Source organism: Sphingobium rhizovicinum (genome assembly GCF_042647625.1).
Taxonomy (GTDB): Bacteria; Pseudomonadota; Alphaproteobacteria; order Sphingomonadales; family Sphingomonadaceae; genus Sphingobium; species Sphingobium rhizovicinum.
This window is the reverse complement of record NZ_JBHRVU010000004.1, coordinates 2556204-2576889: the sequence shown is the minus strand read 5'-3', so window position 1 is coordinate 2576889 and position 20686 is coordinate 2556204. Positions and strand designations below refer to the sequence as shown.

22 protein-coding genes are annotated in these 20686 nt (G+C 64.1%); 7 read left to right on the top strand and 15 right to left on the bottom strand.

Annotated elements, in window-relative coordinates:
- Window positions 1-5: 5 nt before the first annotated feature.
- The 8 genes from ACFOKF_RS13595 to ACFOKF_RS13560 all read right to left on the bottom strand — a co-directional run bounded on the left by ACFOKF_RS13595 (window position 6) and on the right by ACFOKF_RS13560 (window position 7757).
- A complete protein-coding gene (locus tag ACFOKF_RS13595; RefSeq protein WP_380796253.1) occupies window positions 6-422 on the bottom strand; it encodes a DUF2147 domain-containing protein in 417 nt (138 codons plus the stop codon).
- Between the two features lie 228 nt (window positions 423-650).
- A complete protein-coding gene (locus tag ACFOKF_RS13590; RefSeq protein ID WP_380796252.1) occupies window positions 651-1643 on the bottom strand; it encodes a type II secretion system F family protein in 993 nt (330 codons plus the stop codon).
- Window positions 1644-1662: 19 nt separating this feature from the next.
- Window positions 1663-2661, bottom strand: a complete 999-nt coding sequence (locus ACFOKF_RS13585; RefSeq protein ID WP_380797808.1) for a type II secretion system F family protein — start codon at window positions 2659-2661, stop codon at window positions 1663-1665.
- A gap of 56 nt (window positions 2662-2717) precedes the next feature.
- Window positions 2718-4007 (bottom strand): nucleotide-binding protein, encoded by a 1290-nt coding sequence (locus ACFOKF_RS13580; RefSeq protein WP_380796251.1) that lies wholly within the window; start codon window positions 4005-4007, stop codon window positions 2718-2720.
- 1 nt (window position 4008) lies between these two features.
- Window positions 4009-4671, bottom strand: a complete 663-nt coding sequence (locus ACFOKF_RS13575) for a CpaD family pilus assembly protein (RefSeq protein ID WP_380796250.1) — start codon at window positions 4669-4671, stop codon at window positions 4009-4011.
- A gap of 16 nt (window positions 4672-4687) precedes the next feature.
- Window positions 4688-6217 carry a type II and III secretion system protein family protein gene (locus tag ACFOKF_RS13570; RefSeq protein WP_380796248.1) on the bottom strand — a complete coding sequence of 510 codons (1530 nt, stop codon included), beginning with the start codon at window positions 6215-6217 and terminating at the stop codon, window positions 4688-4690.
- 1 nt (window position 6218) lies between these two features.
- Complete coding sequence (cpaB, locus tag ACFOKF_RS13565) at window positions 6219-7232, bottom strand: Flp pilus assembly protein CpaB (protein ID WP_380796246.1); 1014 nt, start codon at window positions 7230-7232, stop codon at window positions 6219-6221.
- A gap of 51 nt (window positions 7233-7283) precedes the next feature.
- On the bottom strand, window positions 7284-7757 hold the full coding sequence (locus ACFOKF_RS13560) for an A24 family peptidase (RefSeq protein WP_380796244.1): 474 nt from the start codon (window positions 7755-7757) through the stop codon (window positions 7284-7286).
- Between the two features lie 48 nt (window positions 7758-7805).
- Between ACFOKF_RS13560 and ACFOKF_RS13555 the strand changes: the two genes are divergently transcribed.
- Genes ACFOKF_RS13555 through ACFOKF_RS13545 form a run of 3 tightly spaced genes read left to right on the top strand, consistent with a single transcriptional unit; the run spans window position 7806 to window position 10071 of the window.
- A complete protein-coding gene (locus tag ACFOKF_RS13555; protein WP_380796243.1) occupies window positions 7806-8771 on the top strand; it encodes an alpha/beta fold hydrolase in 966 nt (321 codons plus the stop codon).
- Window positions 8768-9871, top strand: a complete 1104-nt coding sequence (locus tag ACFOKF_RS13550; RefSeq protein ID WP_380796242.1) for an NAD(P)/FAD-dependent oxidoreductase — start codon at window positions 8768-8770, stop codon at window positions 9869-9871. Before ACFOKF_RS13555 ends, ACFOKF_RS13550 begins: the two co-directional genes overlap by 4 nt.
- Before the next feature lie 23 nt (window positions 9872-9894).
- Window positions 9895-10071: a YegP family protein gene (locus tag ACFOKF_RS13545; RefSeq protein ID WP_082462619.1), complete on the top strand. Its 177-nt coding sequence runs from the start codon at window positions 9895-9897 to the stop codon at window positions 10069-10071.
- Between the two features lie 143 nt (window positions 10072-10214).
- Here ACFOKF_RS13545 and ACFOKF_RS13540 read toward each other — a convergent pair whose 3' ends face one another.
- Entirely contained in the window at window positions 10215-11522 is a 1308-nt protein-coding gene (locus ACFOKF_RS13540) for a lipopolysaccharide biosynthesis protein (RefSeq protein ID WP_380796240.1), read from the bottom strand.
- Between the two features lie 224 nt (window positions 11523-11746).
- On the opposite strand from ACFOKF_RS13540, the gene ACFOKF_RS13535 reads away from it, so the two are divergent.
- Window positions 11747-12517 carry a phosphocholine cytidylyltransferase family protein gene (locus ACFOKF_RS13535; protein ID WP_380796238.1) on the top strand — a complete coding sequence of 257 codons (771 nt, stop codon included), beginning with the start codon at window positions 11747-11749 and terminating at the stop codon, window positions 12515-12517.
- 182 nt (window positions 12518-12699) lie between these two features.
- Here ACFOKF_RS13535 and ACFOKF_RS13530 read toward each other — a convergent pair whose 3' ends face one another.
- The 6 genes from ACFOKF_RS13530 to ACFOKF_RS13505 all read right to left on the bottom strand — a co-directional run bounded on the left by ACFOKF_RS13530 (window position 12700) and on the right by ACFOKF_RS13505 (window position 17274).
- A complete protein-coding gene (locus tag ACFOKF_RS13530) occupies window positions 12700-12972 on the bottom strand; it encodes an HPr family phosphocarrier protein (RefSeq protein WP_380796236.1) in 273 nt (90 codons plus the stop codon).
- Window positions 12969-13373 carry a PTS sugar transporter subunit IIA gene (locus ACFOKF_RS13525; RefSeq protein WP_380796235.1) on the bottom strand — a complete coding sequence of 135 codons (405 nt, stop codon included), beginning with the start codon at window positions 13371-13373 and terminating at the stop codon, window positions 12969-12971. The genes ACFOKF_RS13530 and ACFOKF_RS13525 overlap by 4 nt, the downstream gene beginning before the upstream one ends.
- A gap of 28 nt (window positions 13374-13401) precedes the next feature.
- Window positions 13402-14328: an RNase adapter RapZ gene (gene rapZ, locus ACFOKF_RS13520; protein WP_380796234.1), complete on the bottom strand. Its 927-nt coding sequence runs from the start codon at window positions 14326-14328 to the stop codon at window positions 13402-13404.
- Window positions 14325-14774 carry an HPr kinase/phosphorylase gene (locus tag ACFOKF_RS13515; protein WP_380796233.1) on the bottom strand — a complete coding sequence of 150 codons (450 nt, stop codon included), beginning with the start codon at window positions 14772-14774 and terminating at the stop codon, window positions 14325-14327. The genes rapZ and ACFOKF_RS13515 overlap by 4 nt, the downstream gene beginning before the upstream one ends.
- A gap of 231 nt (window positions 14775-15005) precedes the next feature.
- Window positions 15006-16601 carry a sensor histidine kinase gene (locus ACFOKF_RS13510; protein ID WP_380796231.1) on the bottom strand — a complete coding sequence of 532 codons (1596 nt, stop codon included), beginning with the start codon at window positions 16599-16601 and terminating at the stop codon, window positions 15006-15008.
- Window positions 16570-17274, bottom strand: a complete 705-nt coding sequence (locus ACFOKF_RS13505; RefSeq protein WP_380796229.1) for a response regulator — start codon at window positions 17272-17274, stop codon at window positions 16570-16572. Before ACFOKF_RS13505 ends, ACFOKF_RS13510 begins: the two co-directional genes overlap by 32 nt.
- A 277-nt stretch (window positions 17275-17551) precedes the next feature.
- Between ACFOKF_RS13505 and ACFOKF_RS13500 the strand changes: the two genes are divergently transcribed.
- The 3 genes from ACFOKF_RS13500 to ACFOKF_RS13490 all read left to right on the top strand — a co-directional run bounded on the left by ACFOKF_RS13500 (window position 17552) and on the right by ACFOKF_RS13490 (window position 20647).
- A complete protein-coding gene (locus ACFOKF_RS13500) occupies window positions 17552-19153 on the top strand; it encodes a phosphoenolpyruvate carboxykinase (protein ID WP_380797807.1) in 1602 nt (533 codons plus the stop codon).
- A 195-nt stretch (window positions 19154-19348) separates the two neighbouring features.
- Window positions 19349-19660 (top strand): hypothetical protein, encoded by a 312-nt coding sequence (locus tag ACFOKF_RS13495; protein ID WP_380796228.1) that lies wholly within the window; start codon window positions 19349-19351, stop codon window positions 19658-19660.
- A 168-nt stretch (window positions 19661-19828) separates the two neighbouring features.
- Window positions 19829-20647 carry a ferredoxin--NADP reductase gene (locus ACFOKF_RS13490; protein WP_380796226.1) on the top strand — a complete coding sequence of 273 codons (819 nt, stop codon included), beginning with the start codon at window positions 19829-19831 and terminating at the stop codon, window positions 20645-20647.
- The last annotated feature ends 39 nt before the right edge of the window (window positions 20648-20686 follow it).

Genomic DNA, 20686 nt, shown 5'->3' with positions numbered 1-20686 from the left:
GGGATTCAGCGCACCGCCGTCCAGGTCTGCGTCTTGCAGAAGAAGGCGATGCAGCCCTGGACCTTCAGCGTGCCGTTGGCGTTGCGGCTGACCTTGGACGTATAGCTTTTGCCGCTTTCCGGGTCGTAGATGGTCCCTTTCCACAAGTCTCCATCATCCTCGAACCCGGACAGCAGAGCGAGGCCGACCAACGGCTTGGCGCGCAGCGCGGGATCGGGATTCTTGATGTCGGTTTGCGGGCGGCCGGGCGTGGGCTTCACGATCTTCTCGATCTTACCGCAGAGATGCTTGCCGCAGGGCGCGATCTGGACGATCGCCTTGCCGTCCACGGTGGCCCAGCGGCCGGTGACGGGCTGGGCGGCCTGCGCGGGCAGGGCGATGCCGGCGGTCAGGGCAAAGATGGCGATAGCTGCCGATTTCATGCGATCCACTCCTTTGTTTGAGAGGGAGATAAGCATGAAAAACCGCGCCCGCCACCGCCTTTTTCGGCGGGGCGGGCGGGTTTTCGGAGCGACGCTACGGCAGCGCCTCTCCCCGCTCTCCAACTTTTTTGGAGCAGTCGATCCGATTTCATCGGATCGACTGCTCCAAGTTTTTGTGTTTCCGCATTCTCCGAGTCGTCAGGTGATGCCACCAGACTAGAGAATGCTCTAGAACGCCGTGCTGATCGAGCAGGCCGCCGGACCCAGAATGACGACGAACAAGGTCGGCAGGATGAAGAGAATCAACGGCACGGTCATGATCGCGGGCAGGCGCGCGGCCTTTTCCTCGGCGCGCATCATGCGTTCATGGCGGAACTCGGCCGACAGCACACGCAACGCGGAGGCGAGCGGCGTGCCATATTTCTCGGTCTGGATCATGGTCGTGACCACGCCCTTGACCGCATCCAGCTTCACGCGGTTGGCCAGATTTTCAAACGCCATGCGGCGTTCGGTCAGGAAGCTGAGTTCGATTGCGGTGAGCTGAAACTCGTCGCCCAGTTCGGGATAGGCCTTGCCCAGTTCGCGGGCGACGCGGCTGAACGCGGCGTCGACGGTCAGACCGGCTTCGGCGCAGATCACCAGCAGGTCGAGCGCGTCGGGCAGCCCCTTGCGGATCGCGGCGGAACGCTTTTGCACCTTGTTGTCGATGAACAGGTCGGGCGCCTTGTAGGCGAGCAGCAGCGCCACCGCGAAGGCGAAGAAGCGCTTCATCGGTCCCCATTCGGGTTCGATGCCGACGCCATAGAGCAGGATCGCCGCCAGACCGCCGACGATGATCGGCAGGATCATGCGGCCAAAGATCACCGCGACCGCCAGATCCTTCGACCGGATGCCCGCCTGCGCCAGACGGATCTGGGCGTCCTTGAGCTGATCGTCCTGCAAGACCTTGAGGCTCGACAGGAAGGACCGCATCTGATCGGTCGTCTGGTTTTTCTTGACCAGCTTGGCGCGGCGCTTAGCCGTGGAGGCGGTGATGCCCGCCTTCAGCTGTTCGCGGCGGTCGTTCAATGCCTTGACGCGCTTGGCCATCGGGTCGCGCACCGTCATCACCGCATAAAGGGCGGCGAGCACGGCAAGCGTGGCCAGCGCGGCGAGCAAGGTGCCGAAATCGGTGGCCGTAAGGCCGAACAATGTGCCGGCGGCGGGGGCAGGGCTGTCCATCGTCTTTTCTCCCTTCCCGTCAGATTTCGAAATTGACCATCTGGGCCATGATGAAGGCGCCGATGCCCATCCAGCACATGCCGCCGATGCCGATCACCTGCATCGTGCTGAGCCCGAAAATGCCCGCCGGATCGGGGGTGAAAAAGGGGCTCATATAGTTGAAGTTGATGTAGCAGATCATGCCGAACACAAGGAAAGGCAGCACGCCGATGATGTAAGCGGATGCCTTGGATTCCGAAGACATGGCCCGGATCTTGAGCTTCATCTGCGCGCGCTGGCGCAGCACGGTGGCCAGGTTCGACAGGGTTTCAGCCAGGTTGCCGCCGGTTTCCCGCTGGATCGCCAGGGTGATGACGAAGAACTGAAATTCGGGTGTGCCCAGGCGATCGGCGGTTTCCTGAAGCGCCTGCTCCATGGTCCGGCCGATCTTGATGCGTTCGGTAATCAGCTTGAATTCTTCGCCCACGGGGCCGGGAATTTCATTCGACACCACGCCCAGCGTTTCGGCGATGGGCAGGCCCGATCGCAGACCACGCGTCAGCAGTTCCAGCGCGTCGGGGAATTTGGCGTTGAACTTGGCGATGCGCCCCTTGATCATGCGGCCGATCCACCAGTGGGGCAGGCCAAGACCCGCCGCCAGCCCGACCATCATGGCGAACAGGAAGGGGAAGCCGCGCAGCATGAGGAAGGCGGTGATCAGCAGGAAGGTGATGGCGCACGCCGTCATATACTGGCTAAGCGTCCACTTCTTTCCCGTCATCCGCAGGCGCTTGGTCAGATTTTCCGGGTTGGGGACCAGCGACACCAGCATCTTGGCTTCGGCGCCGGTCGGCCGATTGGAAATCGCCTTGCGCATGCGCGCTTCCAGCAGGGCTTCGGCGGATTCGCTGTGTCGGCCGCGGATCAGGGCCACGCGGCGTTTGCGCGCCTTTTCCGGGGACGGACCCGCAAAGGCGACGACGACGACCCCCACAAGGGTCGCCAGCAGCACCGTGATCAGGATGAAGTTGCCGTCCATCATTTCGCCCGTTCATCATGAAAGGCTGCTGCTCCCGGAGAGGGAACAGCGCCCGATCAGTCTTCTACTGCCGCCTTGTCCTTGCGGCGCGACGACAGCATCGCCTTGAAGTCGATCTTGCCCAGCAGGGAATCGCCCTTCTTGGCGCTGCTCTTGCCGGTGGCGCCGGCGTCATCCGCGTCGATCGCACCCAGCGCTTCGTTCATCATCGCAACGCAGGCTGCACCCACCTTGCTGCCTTTGGCGGTTTCAGCCAGCGTCTTGCCCAGCTTGGCCGCCTGTGATGCGATCTTGAGATCGAAGGGGATAAGGACATCCACCTTACGTTCGATCGACTGTTCGAAATCCTTGCGGCTGATTTCGGGCGCGCCGGGGTGCACGCGGTTGGCGATCACCTGCACGCGGGTCTGCGGCGCATTGCTCTTGAGCCAGGACAGGATGCGGATCGTATCGCGCGCGCCGGCCAGGGTCAGTTCCGTCACCACCAGCGTCACGTTGACGTCGGCCATCAGGTGCGGATGCTGGATCAGCATGTGGCGGGGCAAGTCGATGACGCTGCATTCGAAGGCGAGGCGAAATTCTTCCAGCAACTGGTAGAAGGCGCCGCCATCGGTCAGCATCGGCTGGCTGATCGGCGCTTCGGCCGACAGGATGGCGAGCGTGTCGCTGGCGCGAACCATCGCGCGTTCGATGAACAGCCCGTCGATGCGGCTGGGATTTTCGATCGCGTCGGTCAGGCCGCGGCCCGGCTCCAGATCCATCGCCAGCGCGTTGGTGCCGAAATGAACGTCGAGGTCGAGCAGCGCAGTCGGTCGCTTTTTCTTGTCCGACAGCAGCCAGGCGAGCGAGGTCGCGATGCTGGATGCGCCGACGCCGCCGCGCGTGCCGATCACCGCCATGGTGCAATGCGGCCGTTCCGGGCCGGCGTCGCGCGGGGCCATGAACACGGCCTGCGCCTGCGCCAGCGCGTCGCGCAGCTGATCCGCGCCAAAGGGCTTGAGCAGATAATCCTGGATGCCGCTGGCGACGAGATCGCGATAGAGACGCACGTCATTGACCTGCCCGGCGGCGATCACCACCGTGCCGGGTTCGCACACTTCGGCAAGGCTGTTGATGTCGTTCAGCGGATCGCCGCTTTCGGACATGTCGACGAACAGGATTTGTGGGCTGGCGGTGATCGACAGGCTCTGCACCGCATTGCGCATGCCGCCCTTGTTCACCTTTTCCGGCGCCCAGCCCATTTCAGCGGCCACGGCGCGCAGCAGGTCGAAACTATGATCGTCGCAGACAAAGGCGTGGAAGGGATCACGCTGGCCGGCGCCGCCGGGTTTCCATGGAGCGTTCATCTTACTGGCCTCCCGCTGTGATCTGCTTCAGTTCGCCGGCACCCGTTGGCTTCTTGTCGCGATAGGTGGAGATGGCGCGGTTGGACGTGGCGGTGCGCAGGTCGCTTTCAGACCCTTGCCCCCGGACCAGATCCTCCGGGTTGGCGATCATCGCCGCCAGATTGCTGTTGGTGGCGCATCCATAGTTGGACGTCGTCGCCAGATTGGGATCGGTTTCCTGCGTCGAACGCCAATCCGGGCAGCCCGGCACGCTGGCGCTGGCCCGGCGCACGATCAGGCGGATGCTGCCGGCCGGTGCGGTGCCAGCCACCGCCGAACTGTCTTCGCCGACCAGCAGGCCGTGGCGCGCGACGACATTGGCAATGTCTTCGCGAATGGCGGGGCTGTAATAGCCGCCTTCGGTCACGACCGCGACCTGATCGCCATAGCCAAGTCCGATCGAGGCGAACCAGTCATTGAGGCGGCCCGCTTCGGCCGGCGACAGGTCGCCGCCCGATCCGGCCTGCACGTCGAAGGTGTAGGTGGCGTAGCTGACGACCGGCTGATGCACCGATTCCATGCTGCGATTGGGCGTGTCGGTGACGCAGCCGGCCAGCGGCAGCGCCATCAGCGCGATCGCGCCCAAGGCCTTGAGCGAGAGACGGGGAGGGAGGTGGGAAGTCATGTCTTTCGTCCTTCCGTCAGAAGCTGAAGCCGGGGGCCACGGTGGCCGCCTTGCCCGATTTGGGCGCTGCCGGCAGCGCGGCCTGCGGCGCGGGTGCGGGAACCGGCGAACCGGGCGCGCGGCTGGGCTGATAGCTGCGCGCGCCGCTGACGCCGTCGGCGCCCTGTTGCAGCAACAGGCCCTGCGCTTCGGTTGCGGTGCGGAAACCGTCTGTCGGCAGGCGCACATCGGACGCGTTGATCGGCTTCACCAGATAAGGGGTGACGACGATGACCAGTTCCGTTTCGTTCCGCTGGAAGCTGCGCGATTTGAACAGGCTGCCCAGGATCGGAATGTCGCCCAGACCCGGCACCTTGTTGATGCCGTTGCTGGTTTCATTGTTGAGCAGGCCTGCAATCATGAAGGCCTGACCCGATCCCAGTTCGACCGTGGTTTCGGCGGTACGGCTCTTGAGCGCAGGCACATCTGCATTGACCGAAAAGTCTAGGCTGGAGACGGTCGGCCGCACCCGCATCGAAATGCGGCCGTCGGCCAGCACTGTCGGCGTGAAGGCCAGCTGCACGCCATATTGCTTGAATTCGATGCTGTTGCCCGACGAAGGGCCGTTATTGACCGTATAGGGATATTCGCCGCCGGCCAAGAAGCTGGCGGTTTCACCCGAAATCGCGGTCAGATTGGGCTGCGCCAGCATGGTGGCGAGGCCGCTTGATTCGGCCAGATCCAGCGCGCCCGCGACATCCATGCCCAGGATGCGGGCGATGCCGCCGATGCTGTATCCGCCATCGATCACATTGTTGAACGTCCAGTAGCCGGGCGTGCCGGTCACGCTGGACGTGCCGTCGGAATTGGCGGTGATGCTCTGCGTGCCACGGGTATAGCTGGCGAAGTTGCGCGTGCCGCCACTGACATAGCCGCCCGGCGTCGTGTCCGTGCTGGCGATGTTGACGCCGATCTTGTGGCCGATGTCCTTGCTGACTTCGGCGATCTTGACCTGCAACATCACCTGAAGCGGGGTCGCCATGCGCAGGCGGCTGACCACGGTGACGTCCTTGCCAACAAAGGCCTGCGTCAGCCGTTCGGCCTCGGCCGCGTCTTCGGGCGCCTGGATCGTGCCGGTCAGCAGGACCATGCCGTTCATCTTGTTGACCGCGATGTTGGCGCCGGGCATCGCCAGACGCAGCATGTCATCGACGCTGGTCAGGTTGTTGCCGACGCGCACCGTGCCGGAAAACAGCACCTTGCCGTTGGTCGCGGTGGCGAAGACGGTGGTTTCGCCGGGCTTCTTGGCGATCAGGTACAGCTGGTTCTGCGATCGGACATGAACGTCGACCACATCGGGGTCGGCGATCACGACGTCCGACATCTTGGCCGGCAGATTGACCACCTTGCTGCCGCCCACCGACAGCAGGATCGCATTGTCCTGCGTGCTGGAAGGGGCCGCGTTGAGGGCGGTGACGGGGGCGGCGACGGCCGCGACCGCCAGGCCCAGGCCCAGGGCGATCGCCGGAGCGGCGATGCGCGGGGTGCGATAGTGCAAGCTCTTCATCTCACTTACCCCCGACCGGAACTTCGGTCACATTGGTGCCGCGGGCGATGCGGATCACCGGTCCCTTGAAGGCGACCGTGCCCACCGGCGCGCCATTGGCGGCGGCCATCTGCGGGACTGGCGCTTCGGCCTTGGCCGGCACGGAGCTGCGCTGGTAGCGCGACACGTCGGCGCCGGTCGAATAGGTGGAGCCGCGATCGACCGGGCGAGCGGCCAGCTTGGCGATGATCGCCTTTTCCGCGTTCGCATTGGCATTGCCGGGCAGGTCGACATCGGTGCCGGCGATCGCGGCATCCAGATCCGACGCATTGTCGGCGATCGAGCGGAGCGACATGGACAGCGACCCGATGGTCTGCGACACGGCGATCTTCTCGGCGATCTTGGGCGTCACTTCGATCGTGACGTTGGAATAGGTGCGCACTTCGGGCTTGCCGTCGGCGCCCATCGCATCCATGCGCTGGTCGGTGGCGAGCACGCGCAGATTGCGCAGGATGGTTTCGGAGACCTTGAGCGGATCGCCGTCGCCGCCGCCATTGACGCTCTGCGTCAGGACGAGGTCGATGCGGTCGCCCGGAAAGACGAAGCCCGCGACCGAGCTTTGCGCCGACACCGGCACCGTCACGGCGCGCATGCCCGGGCCAAGGGCGGCGGCCAGGAAGCCGCGTTCGCCAGGCTTTACCAGAGCGCCCTGCGTCAGCGGCTGACCGGCGGTGATGGTGGTGCGCACGACGCTGCCAGCCAGCTTGGCGGGATCAGCCTGACCGCGCAGATAATAGACCTGTTCGACCAGATCCTTGGGCCAGGGCTGGAAGCGGAAGCTTTCCGCATCCAGGATCGTGCCTACGGGCAGCGCCTTGGTCGCGACCAGCACATGGGGCTGGTCCGCTTCGTTCGGCATGGCCGCAGCGTTCACCTGCGGCGCGCTGGAGTTGCTCAACATGCTGCGAGCAAGCAGGGCTGTCGTGACCGCTATGATCAGCGCCCCCACCAACAGCACGATTTTCTTGGCATCCATGACGAAATTCGCCTCCCTCAAATGGGTGCACTGCCCCCAGCACCCACAACATCACGCAAACTGGTTAAGATATCGTTCGCCAAGCAGCCAAAGGGCTGCGATCGATATGGCGACGCCGTAGGGGATCTCCGGCTGGCCTTGCTTTTTCGCTATCCGATGATGGATGAGCGTCACGATCGTCACCGCGCCGCCCAGCAGCGCCATCAGCACGATCAGCGACAATGTGACCTGCCAGGGGAACCACAAAGCCAGCGCCCCCAGCAGCTTGACGTCGCCGCCACCCATCATGCCGATGGCGAACAGCGCCGCGAACAGCGCGAACACGACCAGCCCGGACAGAAGTTGCACCGCCATGTCCGGCCAGATCGACAATCCCCAGGCCAGCCACCAAAGCGGCGCCAGCAGGGCGATGGCCAGATTGAGCCGGTTGGAGATGATGCGCGCGCGCAGATCGGTGATCGCCGCCAGGATCAGCAACGCCCCCAGGGCGCAGATCAGCAAAAGCCTGAAAAAATCCCACGACATGCGGTCTGTCCCTAGACCTTATGGCTTACCAAAGAGTAACCATCGCCTATGGATTCACCTGATTTCCAGTTCGCGCACGCCGCCTTGCCGATCGATCGGCGGGCGTGGCCCGTTGGCGGGCGGCTGGATTACTGGCATGCGGCCGATGGCTGGGCGATCCGCCGCTACCGGCTGGGCGATGGTGCGCGCGGGCGGATGCTGGTGCTGGGCGGGCGCGGCGACATGATCGAGAAATATCTCGAGGTCGTCCACTATTGGGTGATGCGCGGCTGGGCCGTCACCAGTTTCGACTGGCGCGGGCAGGGCGGGTCAGGCCGGCTGACCGATGATCCGCTATGCGGTCATATCAATGACTTTGCCGATTATATCACTGATCTCAAAGGTATAGCGGAGGAATGGCGGAAGGAGGGGCATGGCCCCACCGCGATGGTCGCGCACAGCATGGGCGGGCATATGCTGGTGCGCGCGCTGGCCGAAGGAATGCCGCCACCCGATGCCGCCGTGGCGGTCGCACCGATGCTGGGGCTGCATAGCGCGCCCTTGCCGCGCTGGCTGGCGGTGGCGATCGCGCGGGTCATGGTGGCGCGCGGGCATGGCAAGAAACGGGCCTGGACGCAGAAGGAACATTCGGAACGGTTGCGCCGGTTGCGGCAGAAAAGACTGACGCATGACCCGGATCGCTATGCCGACGAATTGTGGTGGCGCGACCATAGCCGCGAGATCGCGCTCGGGCCGCCGAGCTGGAACTGGGTGCTGCAGGCGCTCGAATCGACTCGGGCGCTAGCCGAGGGGGAGGCGGTGGCGCAGATCGCCACGCCGCTGCTGATTCTGGCGACGTCGGCCGATCAACTCGTGTCCACCCCGGTCATCCGCCGGGTGGCGGCGCGCATTGCCGGCGCGCATTTGCATGTCTATGGCCCCGAAGCGGCGCATGAAATATTGCGCGAACTCGATCCGGTCCGGCTCGATGCGTTGCGCCGGATCGACGCCTTTCTGGACGAGAATGCCCGTTGAATCATCCTGACATCGTGATCGTTGGCGGCGGCATGGCAGGGGCCAGCCTGGGCGCTGAACTGGCCGCCCATGCCCATGTGGTGGTGCTGGAGATGGAGGATCGCGCCGGCTATCACGCCACCGGGCGCTCGGTCGCCTTTTGGGAAGAAACCTATGGCGGGCCGGTGGTTCAGCCGCTGACGACCGCATCCGGGCCGATGCTGTCCGCGCCAGATCCCGAATTTCATGACGGCAGTTTCCTGTCGCCGCGCGGCACGCTGCATATCGGGCGGCCGGGGGATGAGCCGCGGCGCGATGCGTTTCTGGACGCCTTTGCCGGGCGAGTCGATTTGCAGCCTGTCGATCCGGTTGCACTGGTGCCGGGGCTGCGGCCGGGTTGGACGCTGGGCGTGATGGAGGCGAGCTGCCAGGACATCGACGTAGCGGCGCTGCATCAATCCTATCTGCGCAAGCTGGAGCGATTGGGCGGCGAGGTCAGGCTGGCGACCCGGCTGGAAGCCGCGCGTCGGGAGGAAGGCGGCTGGCGGATCGAGACGCGCGACGGGGCGATCCATTGCGGCTTGCTGGTCAATGCGGCCGGAGCATGGGCCGATGATGTGGCGAGGGCATGCGGCGTCGCGCCGGTGGGCATTACGCCCTTGCGGCGGACTGTGGTGCAGATCGATGTGCCCGACCTGCCATCGCCCGATCTGCCGCTGATCATGGATATGCAGGCGCGTTTTTACTTCAAGCCGGAGGGACGCAACCGCATCTGGCTGACCCCGCATGATGAGGAGCCGTCGCCGCCCTGTGACGCCGCGCCCGAAGAGCTGGCGGTGGCCGAAGCGGTCGCCCGGTTCGAGGAGGCGGTGGACTGGGGGATCGGCAGGATCGTGCACAGATGGGCGGGGTTGCGCAGCTTCGCGCCTGACCGCGCGCCGGTTTATGGCTTTGATCCGACCGCGCCGGGGTTCTTCTGGTTCGCCGGGCAGGGAGGCTTTGGCATTCAGACAGCGCCGGCGGCGGCCCTGTTGGCGGCGGCGATCATCACTGGCGCTGCCTCTCCGTCGGCCATTGCCAGCGTCGATTCGCGGGCCTATTGTCCAGATCGGTTTCGCTGACGAAACGGGTCTGGAGACAAGCCATGGCGCACAAATTCGTGATCGAGAAGAACAAGGCGGGCGAGTTCGTCGCCAAGTTCAAATATAATAGCGAAACCATCTTCTGGACCGAAGGCTATGCCAGCAAGGCGGGGGCAAAGAACGCGATCGAATCGGTTCTGAAGAACGGTCCTGGCGCGCCGGTCGAAGAAGCCGACTGAAAAGTCAAAAGGGCGGGGGCGGTTCTATTGCCCACCGTTCGGGTTGAGCGTGTCGGGCCGAAGGCAGCCGTAAGGCTAAACCCTGTTCGTTTCTTCAAGAAGTGCAGCCCTTCGACAGGCTCAGGGCAAACGGTTTATCTTTATCAACTGCGCATGGCGCGACGGCTGGCGAGGCCCATCATCGCGAAGCTGGCGAGTGAGGACAGGATGTTCGCCATCGCCGCGCCTTTGGTGTCGTAAAGCGGCAGCAGCGCCGATTGCAGGCCCAGCAGCAGCAGCGTCGATACGAAAGTGATGCGCAGCGACAGGCTGGCCCGATCGGTCGCCATCAGCAGCGGGCGATAGCTGACCCCGATCAGGTCGATACAGGCCGCCACGCCCAGCATCAGCAGCAGCGGATAGGCAGGCAGAAATTCCTTGCCCGCGATCAGCCCCAGCAGCGGATGGCCGATCGTCAGGATCAGGCCGATGATGACCGCGCCCGCCGCCAGCGCCAGCTTGTTGGTGCGGCGGAACAGCGCGCCCAGCGCTTCCTTGCCATGGGTGCTGGTTCGGGACAGTTCGACGAAGATGCTGCGCGAGAGCAGGCTGCTGATCTTGGTCAGCGAATTGGCGAGCTGATTGGCGAGGCGATACAGGCCCGCGCCGGTCGGGCCGACAAAGGCGCCGACGATCAGCACCGCGACCTGCTGACCGATCGACCCCAGGCTGGTCTGAAGGTTGGTGGCGGTCAGGAAGCCGATGATGCCGGGATTTTCATGGCGCGCATCGAGCGCGCGGCCCGCGCGCCAGCTGCCGATCCGGTCGCCGCCGACCCGGACCGCCAGCCACCAATAGGCGATAGCGCAGACCAGTTCGGCAAAGGCCCAGGCGATCAGGAAGCCGGTGATGTCGGGCATGACCACCCAGGCGACGATCGCGCCGATCATGCGGCCCACCGGGATCATGGTTTCGGCAAAGGCAGCCGAATCGAAGCGGTCGAACAGGCGCAGCACGCCGGTCGGGCTGGACCGGATGGTGATCATCATCACCATGCAGAACAGCCATGCCTGAAGCCCGGCGCCCGGTTCCAGTTCCAGCATGTTGCCGAACAGCAGGATGATCGCGGCGGCGACCGCGCCGCCCACCAGCGCGGAGGCGAGATCGATGACGATGCAGAAGCGCAGCACGCGGTTGAGCGCGTCGCCATTGCCCTGCGCCAGATGCGGCTGGCCATAGCGCACGACGATCTGCCAGCTGTCGAAGCTGGTCAGCGCCTTGATGACGTTGGCGGCGCTGAGCACCAGCGCGAAGCGTCCGAAATCCTCCACCCCCAGGGTGCGGGTGACGATGGCGAGATAGGCGAGGCTGAGCACCGCGCCCACGCCCTTGCCGCCGAGCAGCCAGCCGGTATTGGCCAGGATGCGGGCGAAACCATCGCCTGCCGCGCCCGATCCGCGCTTGAACATCATATGGACTGCCGGTCCCTGCCTCTTAAACCCGTTCGCCCTGAGCTTGTCGAAGGGCTGCCCTCCCTTCCTGCGCGGAAAAGAAAGAGCAGGGGTTAGCCTTACGGCTGCCTTCGGCCCGACAGGCTCAGCCCGAACGGTTCTTTCAGGGCGGCCTTTAGGCGAGCGACGGACCCAGTGCAAATGCCGCCTTTTTTTTGGCAAGATTGGCCGTTAACAGCCGCGTCATGACGATCACCAAAGCCATCATCCTGTCCGCCGGCCAAGGCTCGCGCCTGCTTCCCCTGACCCGCGACGTGCCCAAGTGCATGATCGCGTTCAACGGCCGCAGCCTGATCAGCTGGCAGGTCGCGGCGCTGGCGGCCAATGGCGTGACCGACATCGTCGTCGTCACCGGGTTTCGCACCGAACGGGTCGAGGATCATGCGTTGCAGTTGTACCGCGACACCGGCGTGCGCATCCGCACCGTGTTCAACCCCTTCTTTCAGGTGGCCGACAATCTGGGCACCTGCTGGATCGTGCGGGAGGAGATGGACAAGGACTTCATCATCCTGAATGGCGATACCATCATTTCCGACGAGATCGTCGCGAAGCTGATCGCCGGCGCGCAGGATGCGATCACCGTAACCGTCGATGTGAAGCCCGATGGCGATTATGATGATGACGACATGAAGGTGAGCCGGGACGAAAGCGGCCGGCTGCACCATATCGGCAAGCGGTTGCTGCCGCCCGACACCAATGCCGAATCGATCGGCATGCTGGCCTTCACCGGCGAGGGCCCGGCGATCTTCCGCAACCAGATCGATCAGATGATGCGCACGCCCGAGGGGGTGGAGCGCTGGTATCTGCGCGCGATCGACATCATCGCCAAGGGCAATCGCGTGGGCACCGCCTCGATCGAGGGGCTGGAGTGGCAGGAGGTCGACTTTCCGCAGGATGTTGATGCGGCCAAGGCGCTGACGGCGAAATGGGTGGCCGAAGGGCGCTACGCGAAATAGAATTTCGGCGCGAAATATCGCTTAGAATGGATCCGTCCGTCGAGAAGTTGGCGCGCAGGGTTCTCGACAAGCTCGAACCGAACGGAGTGGTGCGGGTTTTCCCTTCCGCCCCACTAACTTCGCATATTTCCCGCCGAATCGGACATTTCATTGCCGGGTCGGGACAGATTGTTACGCGGAGGTCATTCCTCGCCGAACTTGTCCTCGACCAAAGTCACCAGCTTGCCGAGCGAATCGACGGCTTCGGGGCCGGCGGCCTTGATGGTGATATGATCGCCCATCGCCGCGCCCAGCATCATCAGGCCCATGATCGATGTGCCGGTGACATGATTGCCGTCCTTGCTGACGGTGATGTCGGCGGGCAGGCCGCTGGCCAGGGTCACGAATTTGGCGCTGGCGCGGGCGTGAAGGCCGCGCTTGTTGCTGATACGGACTTCCTGGCTGATTTCATTCATGTGCTGCTGCCCAACAATTCCGATGCGACGCTGATATATTTCTGACCGGCTTCGCGCGCGGCGGCCACCGCGGCGCGCACATCCATCACCTTGCGCGCGCTTTCCAGACGGATCAGCATGGGCAGGTTGATGCCGGCGATCACCTCTATCTCCCCGGCCTTGAGCAGCGAGATGGCGAGGTTGGACGGGGTGCCGCCGAACAGATCGGTCAGCAGGATCACGCCCGACCCGTCATTGACGCGGGCGACCGCGGCGGCGATGTCCGCGCGGCGCAATTCCATATCGTCTTCGGGGCCGATGCAGATCGTATCGATCTGCGTTTGCGGGCCGACGACATGTTCCATCGCCACGACAAATTCCGTCGCGAGCGACCCATGGGTGACGAGTACGAGTCCGATCATGCGCTTGCCTGGCCCACCTGTGTCATGATTATGCTTTCGGGCCTCCCGGTCGGCGCTTCTCCAGACTATTCTGGGGCGACGATTCTATATTGCGGTGCAAGACCGTGGGCGAAAAGCCCGCCTCTTGCAAGTGTTTCGCGACCCGCGTGGCGACATGGACGGAACGATGCTTGCCGCCCGTGCAGCCAAAGGCCACGGTGATATAGGCTTTTCCGCCTTCTGCGTAGCGGGGCAGGAGCAGGAGGAGCAGATCTTCTATCCGGCCGACCGCCTCTTCATAGGCGGGGTCCGCCTGAATATAGGCGGCGACGTCCGGCTCCAGCCCGGTTTTGGGGCGCAGATCCTCTTCCCAATGCGGGTTGCGCAGGAAGCGCATGTCGAACATCAGATCGGCATTGCGCGGCACGCCGCGCGAATAGCCGAAGGACAATATGGTCAGAACCGGCGCCGACAGCCCCTCAATCGAGAAGCGATTGCGCATTTCCTGTTGCAGGGCGTTGCTGGTGAAGCTGGTGGTGTCGATCACCTGGCTGGCCCAGCGGCGCAGCGGTTCGGTCAGTTCGCGTTCGCGCGCGATGCCGTCGGCCGCCGGCCGGTCCAGCGCCAGCGGATGGCGACGGCGGGTCTCGGCGAAACGGCGCTCCAGTTCGGTGCCTGAACAGTCGAGGAACAGGGTTTCGACATCATGGCCATGGCGCTCGCGCAGCGCCTTGATCCGCTGGACGATGGCGCCCGCGTCAAAGCCCCGGGTGCGCGCGTCGATGCCGAGCGCCAGCGGCCGTTCATCCTCACCGGCATGGCCGGCGGGCAGGGGGGTGTCGAGCAGGCGGTCGAGCAGGACGAGGGGGATATTGTCCACCACTTCCCAGCCCATATCCTCCAGCGTCTTGAGCGCCGTGGTCTTGCCCGCGCCCGACAGGCCGGACAGGAGAAGAATGGTCTTGGGCTGGGTCATGCCGGGCTCGGACCTTCCAGCCCATGGGCCTTGAGCGCCAGTTCGACCTTGATCGGGGCGGAGGTTTCGAACGGGGCGATCTTGATCACCGGCACGTCGATGCCGGCAACAGTGCGGCGCATCGGTTGCATCGGCATCCGGTCCACCTTGTCGAACAGCATGACGATAAGGCCGACGGGCGCGTCGGCAATGGCGGGAAGATCGACAATGCCCAGGCCGCGCACCTCCATGCGGCCCGCGATCGTTGCGGGCGCGGTGGCGATCAGGTGGCCGTCGATGCGCTGGACCAGCGTATAATCGTCGCTGACCAACTGTCCGCCGCGATCGATGAGCCGCAGGCCAAGGTCTGACTTGCCGCTGCCGCTGGGACCGGACAGCAGAACGGCGCGGCCGCCAATGGCCACGCTGGTCGCGTGAAGCGTTTCAGATGAAAGTGCGCGCGCCATAATCCCCTGCACCGTTCTAGTGGTCCGATTCTGACATTCGGTACCGCTTGAAGCGATGCCGCACACGAATGTCAGAATCTGTTCGGACCACTAGGAATATTTGATTCTAGTGGATTTTACGATTTTGACATTTGCAGACCCATCCCAGCCGCCAGGGAATGCAAATGTCAAAATCAATCCACTAGCCTGTGTCGGTGCGGAAGGAAATGGCGTTAATTCCGACCCTTGATCCTATTCCGACACGATGCCGGGGTCGCGCGCCACCGCCATGGGCAGGCGAACGACGAAGCGCGCGCCATTTTGCGCATCTTCGCGGTCGCCGATGGCGATCTTGCCCTGATGCCCTTCCACGATCGACCGCGCGATGGCGAGGCCAAGACCCGAATGCTTGCCGAATGCCTCCCCTTCCGGCCGGACGCTGTGGAAGCGGCGGAAGATATGTTCGCGTTCGGATTTCGGGACGCCGGGGCCTTCATCCTCGACGCTGACCAGCACTTCGTCGTCGGCGACGGTGGCGATGATCTGGACGAGGCCGCCGTCGGGGGAGAAGGAGACGGCATTGTCGATCAGATTGTCGAGCACGCGGATCAGCCGGCCTTCTTCCCCCAGCACCACGGCCACATCCTTGCGCGGGCGGGCGAAGGCGAGGCGGACGCTGCGCGGCACGCCGCGCGCCTCGCGGGCGATGACCATCCGTTCGATCAGCAGGCCAAGGTCGATCGGTTCGAAACGGGTGCGGGAGAGTTCGGCGTCGACGCGCGATGCTTCGGCAATGTCGGTGACGAGGCGATCGAGCCGTCGCACGTCATCCTGCGCGATCGCCATGAGTTGCGCGCGCAGGTCCGGCCGGTCGACCCGGTCGAGCGCGTCAAGGGCGGAGCGCAGCGAGGCGATCGGGTTCTTGAGTTCATGGGATACGTCGGCGGCGAAGGCGTCGGTCGCGTCGATCCGCTGGCGCAGCGCATGGCTCATGTCGGACAGGGCGCGGGCGAGCATGCCGATTTCGTCGCGTCGTTCGGGCAGGCGCGGCACCGTGACCGATCGGGCGCGGCCCAGGCGCACGCGCACGGCGGCGCGGGCAAGGCGCTGAAGCGGCTGGACGATGGTGCGGGCGAGGAAAAGCGAGAGCAGGACCGAGGCCAGAACCGCCGCGCCCAGCACGATGCCGAGGCGGAAGCGTTCGGCGCGCACGATGCGGGTGATGTCGCGCGCATTTTCCGTCGCCAGCAGGCTGCCGCCATCGCGCATCGCCACCGCCGCCGAGATCATGAAGGTGCGGTCGGGCGCATAACGGTTCGCTGCCTGAGGCTGGCCGGTCTTGCGCGCCACTTTCAGTTCGGGCCAGGCATCGGCGCGGTCGACGGCCGGCTCCTCGAAATCGGGCGGCCGGTCGGCGGACACCACCTTGTCCACCATCTTGTCGAGGAAGCGGGCGACATGGCGCTGCCATTCCTCATCCGCCGGCGAGCGCAGGCGGTAGCGCGGGGCATCCATGGCGAAACTGTCGGCGATGCGGGCGCCGGTGGGCGCATAGCGGCGCACCCGATCGCCGGTCTGGCGCGAGTAAGCGGCGATCAGCGCGTCCTGCCGGTCGGCAGGGGCATTGTCGAGGCCGATGGCGAGCAGCTTGAGCTCCCGCGCAGACTGTTCCAGCCGGTCATCGACGATACGGGTGCGATAGCTGTCGAGATAGAAGAAGCCGCCCGCCAGCAAGGCGAGCGCGAACACGTTGACCGCCAGAATGCGCGGCGTGAGGCTGAGCCGCCCCGACCAGCGCACCGCCAGCGGCACGCCTTCATTCTTCGGAGAATCGGTAGCCGGCGCCATAGAGCGTGTCGATTGCATCGAAGTCGGAATCCACCTCGCGGAATTTGCGGCGAAGCCGCTTGATATGGCTGTCGATCGTGCGGTCGTCGACATAGACGTCGTCCTGATAAGCCGCATCCATCAACTGGTTGCGGTTCTTGACCACGCCGGGCCGGGCGGCCAGCGTTTCCAGGATCAGAAATTCGGTGACGGTCAGGGTGACGTCCTGTCCGTTCCACTTCACCCGATGGCGGGCCGGGTCCATCTCCAGCCGGCCGCGCACGATCGGTTCGGCGGCGGGTTCATCCGGCGTTTCGGGCATCTTGCTGACTTCCGCCCGGCGCAGGATGGCGCGGATGCGGGCGATCAGCAGCCGCTGCGAAAAGGGTTTCGAGATATAATCGTCCGCGCCCATCGCCAGGCCCAGCGCTTCGTCCAGTTCATCCGCCTTGGATGTCAGGAAGATGACCGGCATCTGGCTCTTTTCCCGCAGCCGGCGCAGCAGTTCGAGGCCATCCATGCGAGGCATCTTGATGTCGAAGACGGCGAGGTCGGCCGGATTGTCGAGCAGGGCCTTCAGCGCGCCTTCCGGATCGGAATAGATGCGCGTCAGGAACCCCTCCGTCTGGAGGGCGATCGATACCGAAGTCAGGATATTCTTGTCGTCATCCACCAGGGCGATGGTTGCGGTCATGCGGCATCCCAGAAGATCGGAAGGGCAGGGTGAAGCCGAGCGTTAGACCATGCCGCCCATCGTCGCAAGAAAGGGGTGCGCAGGGGATGCTGCCGCATGGGTGTCGATATTCGGGACGGACGGCTGACCGCAGGGATTTGACGCTATGGCTGCAAAGCCTTATGCCATTGCGTGTCAGCAGGGAGAGACGTTGCCGGACCAACAGGCGGCGCTCAATGGGCAGATCGGTCGTGAACATAATGATGAAACGGCGATAACACATATCAGGAGTAAAGGCGTGCAGGCCACATCCTCAATCACCCTGGCGGACCAGGGCATCTCTACGCGTGCCACCCAGCATTGGAATCTGGGCACTGCGCCGCTGGTGGAAGCGGCCATCCGCAATGGCGAAGGAATCCTGTCGAAAGACGGCCCGCTGGTCGTGAAGACCGGCAAACACACCGGCCGTTCGGCCAGCGACAAGTTCATCGTCAAGGATGCCGAGACGGAAAGCACCGTATGGTGGGGCAAGACCAACGTGCCCATGACGCCGGAGCATTTCGCCGCGCTGAAGGAGGATTTCTTCAAGGCGCTGGGCGAGAAGGACACGCTGTACGTCGCCGACCTGTTCGGCGGATCGCAGCCCGAACATCGCGTGAATGTGCGCGTCATCAACGAGCGCGCCTGGCACAATCTGTTCATCCGCACGCTGCTGGTGCGTCCCGGCGCCGATGAACTGGCGGGCTTTGCGCCCGAATATACCATCATCGACTTGCCGACCTTCAAGGCCGATCCGGCCCGCCACGGCAGCCGCAGCGAAACCGTGATCGCGGTCAACTTCACCGAGAAGCTGATCCTGATCGGCGGCACCAGCTATGCCGGCGAAATGAAGAAGTCGGTGTTCGGCATCCTCAATTATCTGTTGCCGGTGAAGGGCGTGATGCCGATGCACTGTTCGGCCAATATCGGCGCGGACGGCGATACGGCGGTCTTCTTTGGCCTGTCGGGCACGGGCAAGACGACGCTGTCGGCCGATGCATCGCGGACTTTGATCGGCGACGACGAACATGGCTGGTCGGACACGGCGGTCTTCAATTTCGAAGGCGGCTGCTATGCCAAGATGATCAACCTGTCGGCCGAGGCCGAACCGGAAATCTTCGCCACGACCAAGCGGTTCGGCACGGTGCTGGAAAATGTCGTGATCGACGAGGAAACCCGCGTCATCGACCTGGACGACAATAGTCTGGCCGAAAACAGCCGCGGTTCCTACCCGATCGACTTCATCCCGAACACGTCGGAGAAGAATCTGGGGCCGGTGCCCAAGAATATCATCTTCCTGACGGCCGATGCTTACGGGGTTCTGCCGCCGATCGCGCGGCTGACCCCGGAACAGGCGATGTATCATTTCCTGTCGGGCTATACCGCGCGCGTCGCGGGGACCGAGATCGGCGTGACCGAGCCGACCGCCACCTTCTCGACCTGCTTTGGCGCGCCGTTCATGCCGCGTCATCCCAGCGTCTATGGCAATCTGCTCAAGGAGCGGATCAACAAGGGCGGCGTCACCTGCTGGCTGGTCAATACTGGCTGGGCCGGCGGCAAGGCGACGATGCCGGGGATCAAGCGCATGCCGATCAAGGTGACGCGCGCGCTGCTGAACGCTGCGCTCGACGGCAGCCTGAACAGCGCCGAGTTCCGCACCGATCCGAATTTCGGCTTCGACGTGCCGGTTGCGGTCAATGGCGTGGAGTCGACCATTCTCGACCCGCGCGCCATGTGGGCCGACAAGGAAGCCTATGACGCGACCGCGCTGACGCTGGTCAAGGCGTTCGTGGACAATTTCGCGCAGTTCGTGGACCATGTCGACGAAGGCGTGCGCAGCGCGGCGCTGACCGCCGCCTGATAAGGAATCGGTGTTGCTGCGGAAGCAGCAACCCAGTTCCGCCGATGCAAGCAGGCGAGAGCGCTGGACTGGGCTCCTGCTTTCGCAGGAACACGAAGCAAAAGAGCCGGGAGGATTGCCTTCCGGCTCTTTTGCTTTGGGTTAAGGATGTAAACTGCTATTCTGGCGGCCAATCTTTTGCGGGAGTGCAAGGGCATGTTCGAAGATATGATCGGCAAATTCGGTGGGCTGGAAGCGATCGCGGCGCAGATCGGCGTCAGCCCCGAACAGATGCAGGGCCTGATGAGCGAAATCAGCGCGAAGATCGGATCGGGCGAAACAAGCGTATCGGCGCTGGCGGAGACGGCGGCCGAACATGGCGTGTCGGCCGACAAGTTGCAGGAACTGCTCGGCGCGTTCGGCGGGCCGGAAGCGATCCTGGGCAAGCTGGGCGGCTTTTTCGACAAGGATGGGGATGGCAATCCGCTCAACGAACTGGGCGGGATCGCCAAAGGTCTGTTCGGCTGAAAACCCGGGAGCGAGGGCGGCCAGAAAGGACGCCCTTTGTCTGCTGCAAGTTTTTTTGGCCTTGTCATCCCGGTGCGGAAGGGCCATTCGCGGATTTAGCGTTTATTGCGAACGATCCGCAAAAGGCATCGCGTGCAGGCGATGCAGACGATATGCAAGGATAAGGTGTTGACCGACGTGACGATCGAAAAGCCGGTACTGGAACCCACCGGCGCGCTTTCCGTGGAAACCGTGCTGTCGGTGAAGCACTGGAACGAGCATCTGTTCAGTTTCCGCATCACGCGCCCCGCCAGCTTCCGTTTCCGGTCGGGTGAGTTCATCATGATCGGCCTGAAGGGCGACAATGGCAAGCCGCTGCTGCGCGCCTATTCGATCGCCAGCCCGTCATGGGACGAGGAAATCGAATTTCTGTCAATCAAGGTGCAGGATGGTCCGCTGACCAGCAAGCTCCAGAAGATCGAGCCGGGCGACCAGATTTATCTGGGCCGCAAGCCGACCGGCACGCTTGTCACCGACGCGCTGCTGCCGGGCAAGCGGTTGATCATGCTGTCGACCGGCACTGGGCTGGCCCCGTTCCTGAGCCTGCCGCGCGACCCGGACGTCTATGAATTTTACGAGCAGGTCGTCGTCGTCCATTCGGTGCGCCGGGTCAGCGATCTGGCGTTCCGCGAGGAAATGGAAGGCAAATGGAGCGAAGATCCGCTGGTGTCGGAACAGGCCGCCGGCCAGTTCCATTATGTGCCGACCGTGACGCGCGAGCCGTTTGACGGGCACACGACGCGGATCGACAAGCTGGTCGAGAGCGGCGCGCTGTTCGAGGGGATTCCGGGTGCGGCCAAGTTCGATCCCGAGACCGACCGGATCATGATGTGCGGCAGCATGGAGATGATCAAGCAGTTCGGCGCTTATTTCGAGGAGCAGGGTTTTACCGAAGGCTCCAATGCGGCGCCGGGCCAGTTCGTGATCGAGCGCGCCTTCGTCGGCTAACCGCCGAGGCAGAGAGATTGAAAAAGGGCCGGGAGAGCG

Excerpts from the sequence above, each read along its gene's own strand:
- ACFOKF_RS13540 (WP_380796240.1), bottom strand. The coding sequence starts at position 11,522 with ATGATGTTCAAGCGCGGATCGGGCGCGGCAGGCGATGGTTTCGCCCGC.
- ACFOKF_RS13575 (WP_380796250.1), bottom strand. The coding sequence starts at position 4,671 with ATGACTTCCCACCTCCCTCCCCGTCTCTCGCTCAAGGCCTTGGGCGCG.
- ACFOKF_RS13545 (WP_082462619.1), top strand. The coding sequence starts at position 9,895 with ATGGCGCACAAATTCGTGATCGAGAAGAACAAGGCGGGCGAGTTCGTC.
- ACFOKF_RS13525 (WP_380796235.1), bottom strand. The coding sequence starts at position 13,373 with ATGATCGGACTCGTACTCGTCACCCATGGGTCGCTCGCGACGGAATTT.
- cpaB (WP_380796246.1), bottom strand. The coding sequence starts at position 7,232 with ATGGATGCCAAGAAAATCGTGCTGTTGGTGGGGGCGCTGATCATAGCG.
- ACFOKF_RS13585 (WP_380797808.1), bottom strand. The coding sequence starts at position 2,661 with ATGGACGGCAACTTCATCCTGATCACGGTGCTGCTGGCGACCCTTGTG.
- ACFOKF_RS13515 (WP_380796233.1), bottom strand. The coding sequence starts at position 14,774 with ATGGCGCGCGCACTTTCATCTGAAACGCTTCACGCGACCAGCGTGGCC.
- ACFOKF_RS13570 (WP_380796248.1), bottom strand. The coding sequence starts at position 6,217 with ATGAAGAGCTTGCACTATCGCACCCCGCGCATCGCCGCTCCGGCGATC.
- ACFOKF_RS13595 (WP_380796253.1), bottom strand. The coding sequence starts at position 422 with ATGAAATCGGCAGCTATCGCCATCTTTGCCCTGACCGCCGGCATCGCC.
- ACFOKF_RS13580 (WP_380796251.1), bottom strand. The coding sequence starts at position 4,007 with ATGAACGCTCCATGGAAACCCGGCGGCGCCGGCCAGCGTGATCCCTTC.
- ACFOKF_RS13530 (WP_380796236.1), bottom strand. The coding sequence starts at position 12,972 with ATGAATGAAATCAGCCAGGAAGTCCGTATCAGCAACAAGCGCGGCCTT.
- ACFOKF_RS13560 (WP_380796244.1), bottom strand. The coding sequence starts at position 7,757 with ATGTCGTGGGATTTTTTCAGGCTTTTGCTGATCTGCGCCCTGGGGGCG.
- ACFOKF_RS13510 (WP_380796231.1), bottom strand. The coding sequence starts at position 16,601 with ATGGCGCCGGCTACCGATTCTCCGAAGAATGAAGGCGTGCCGCTGGCG.
- ACFOKF_RS13555 (WP_380796243.1), top strand. The coding sequence starts at position 7,806 with ATGGATTCACCTGATTTCCAGTTCGCGCACGCCGCCTTGCCGATCGAT.
- ACFOKF_RS13495 (WP_380796228.1), top strand. The coding sequence starts at position 19,349 with ATGTTCGAAGATATGATCGGCAAATTCGGTGGGCTGGAAGCGATCGCG.
- ACFOKF_RS13535 (WP_380796238.1), top strand. The coding sequence starts at position 11,747 with ATGACGATCACCAAAGCCATCATCCTGTCCGCCGGCCAAGGCTCGCGC.
- rapZ (WP_380796234.1), bottom strand. The coding sequence starts at position 14,328 with ATGACCCAGCCCAAGACCATTCTTCTCCTGTCCGGCCTGTCGGGCGCG.
- ACFOKF_RS13505 (WP_380796229.1), bottom strand. The coding sequence starts at position 17,274 with ATGACCGCAACCATCGCCCTGGTGGATGACGACAAGAATATCCTGACT.
- ACFOKF_RS13590 (WP_380796252.1), bottom strand. The coding sequence starts at position 1,643 with ATGGACAGCCCTGCCCCCGCCGCCGGCACATTGTTCGGCCTTACGGCC.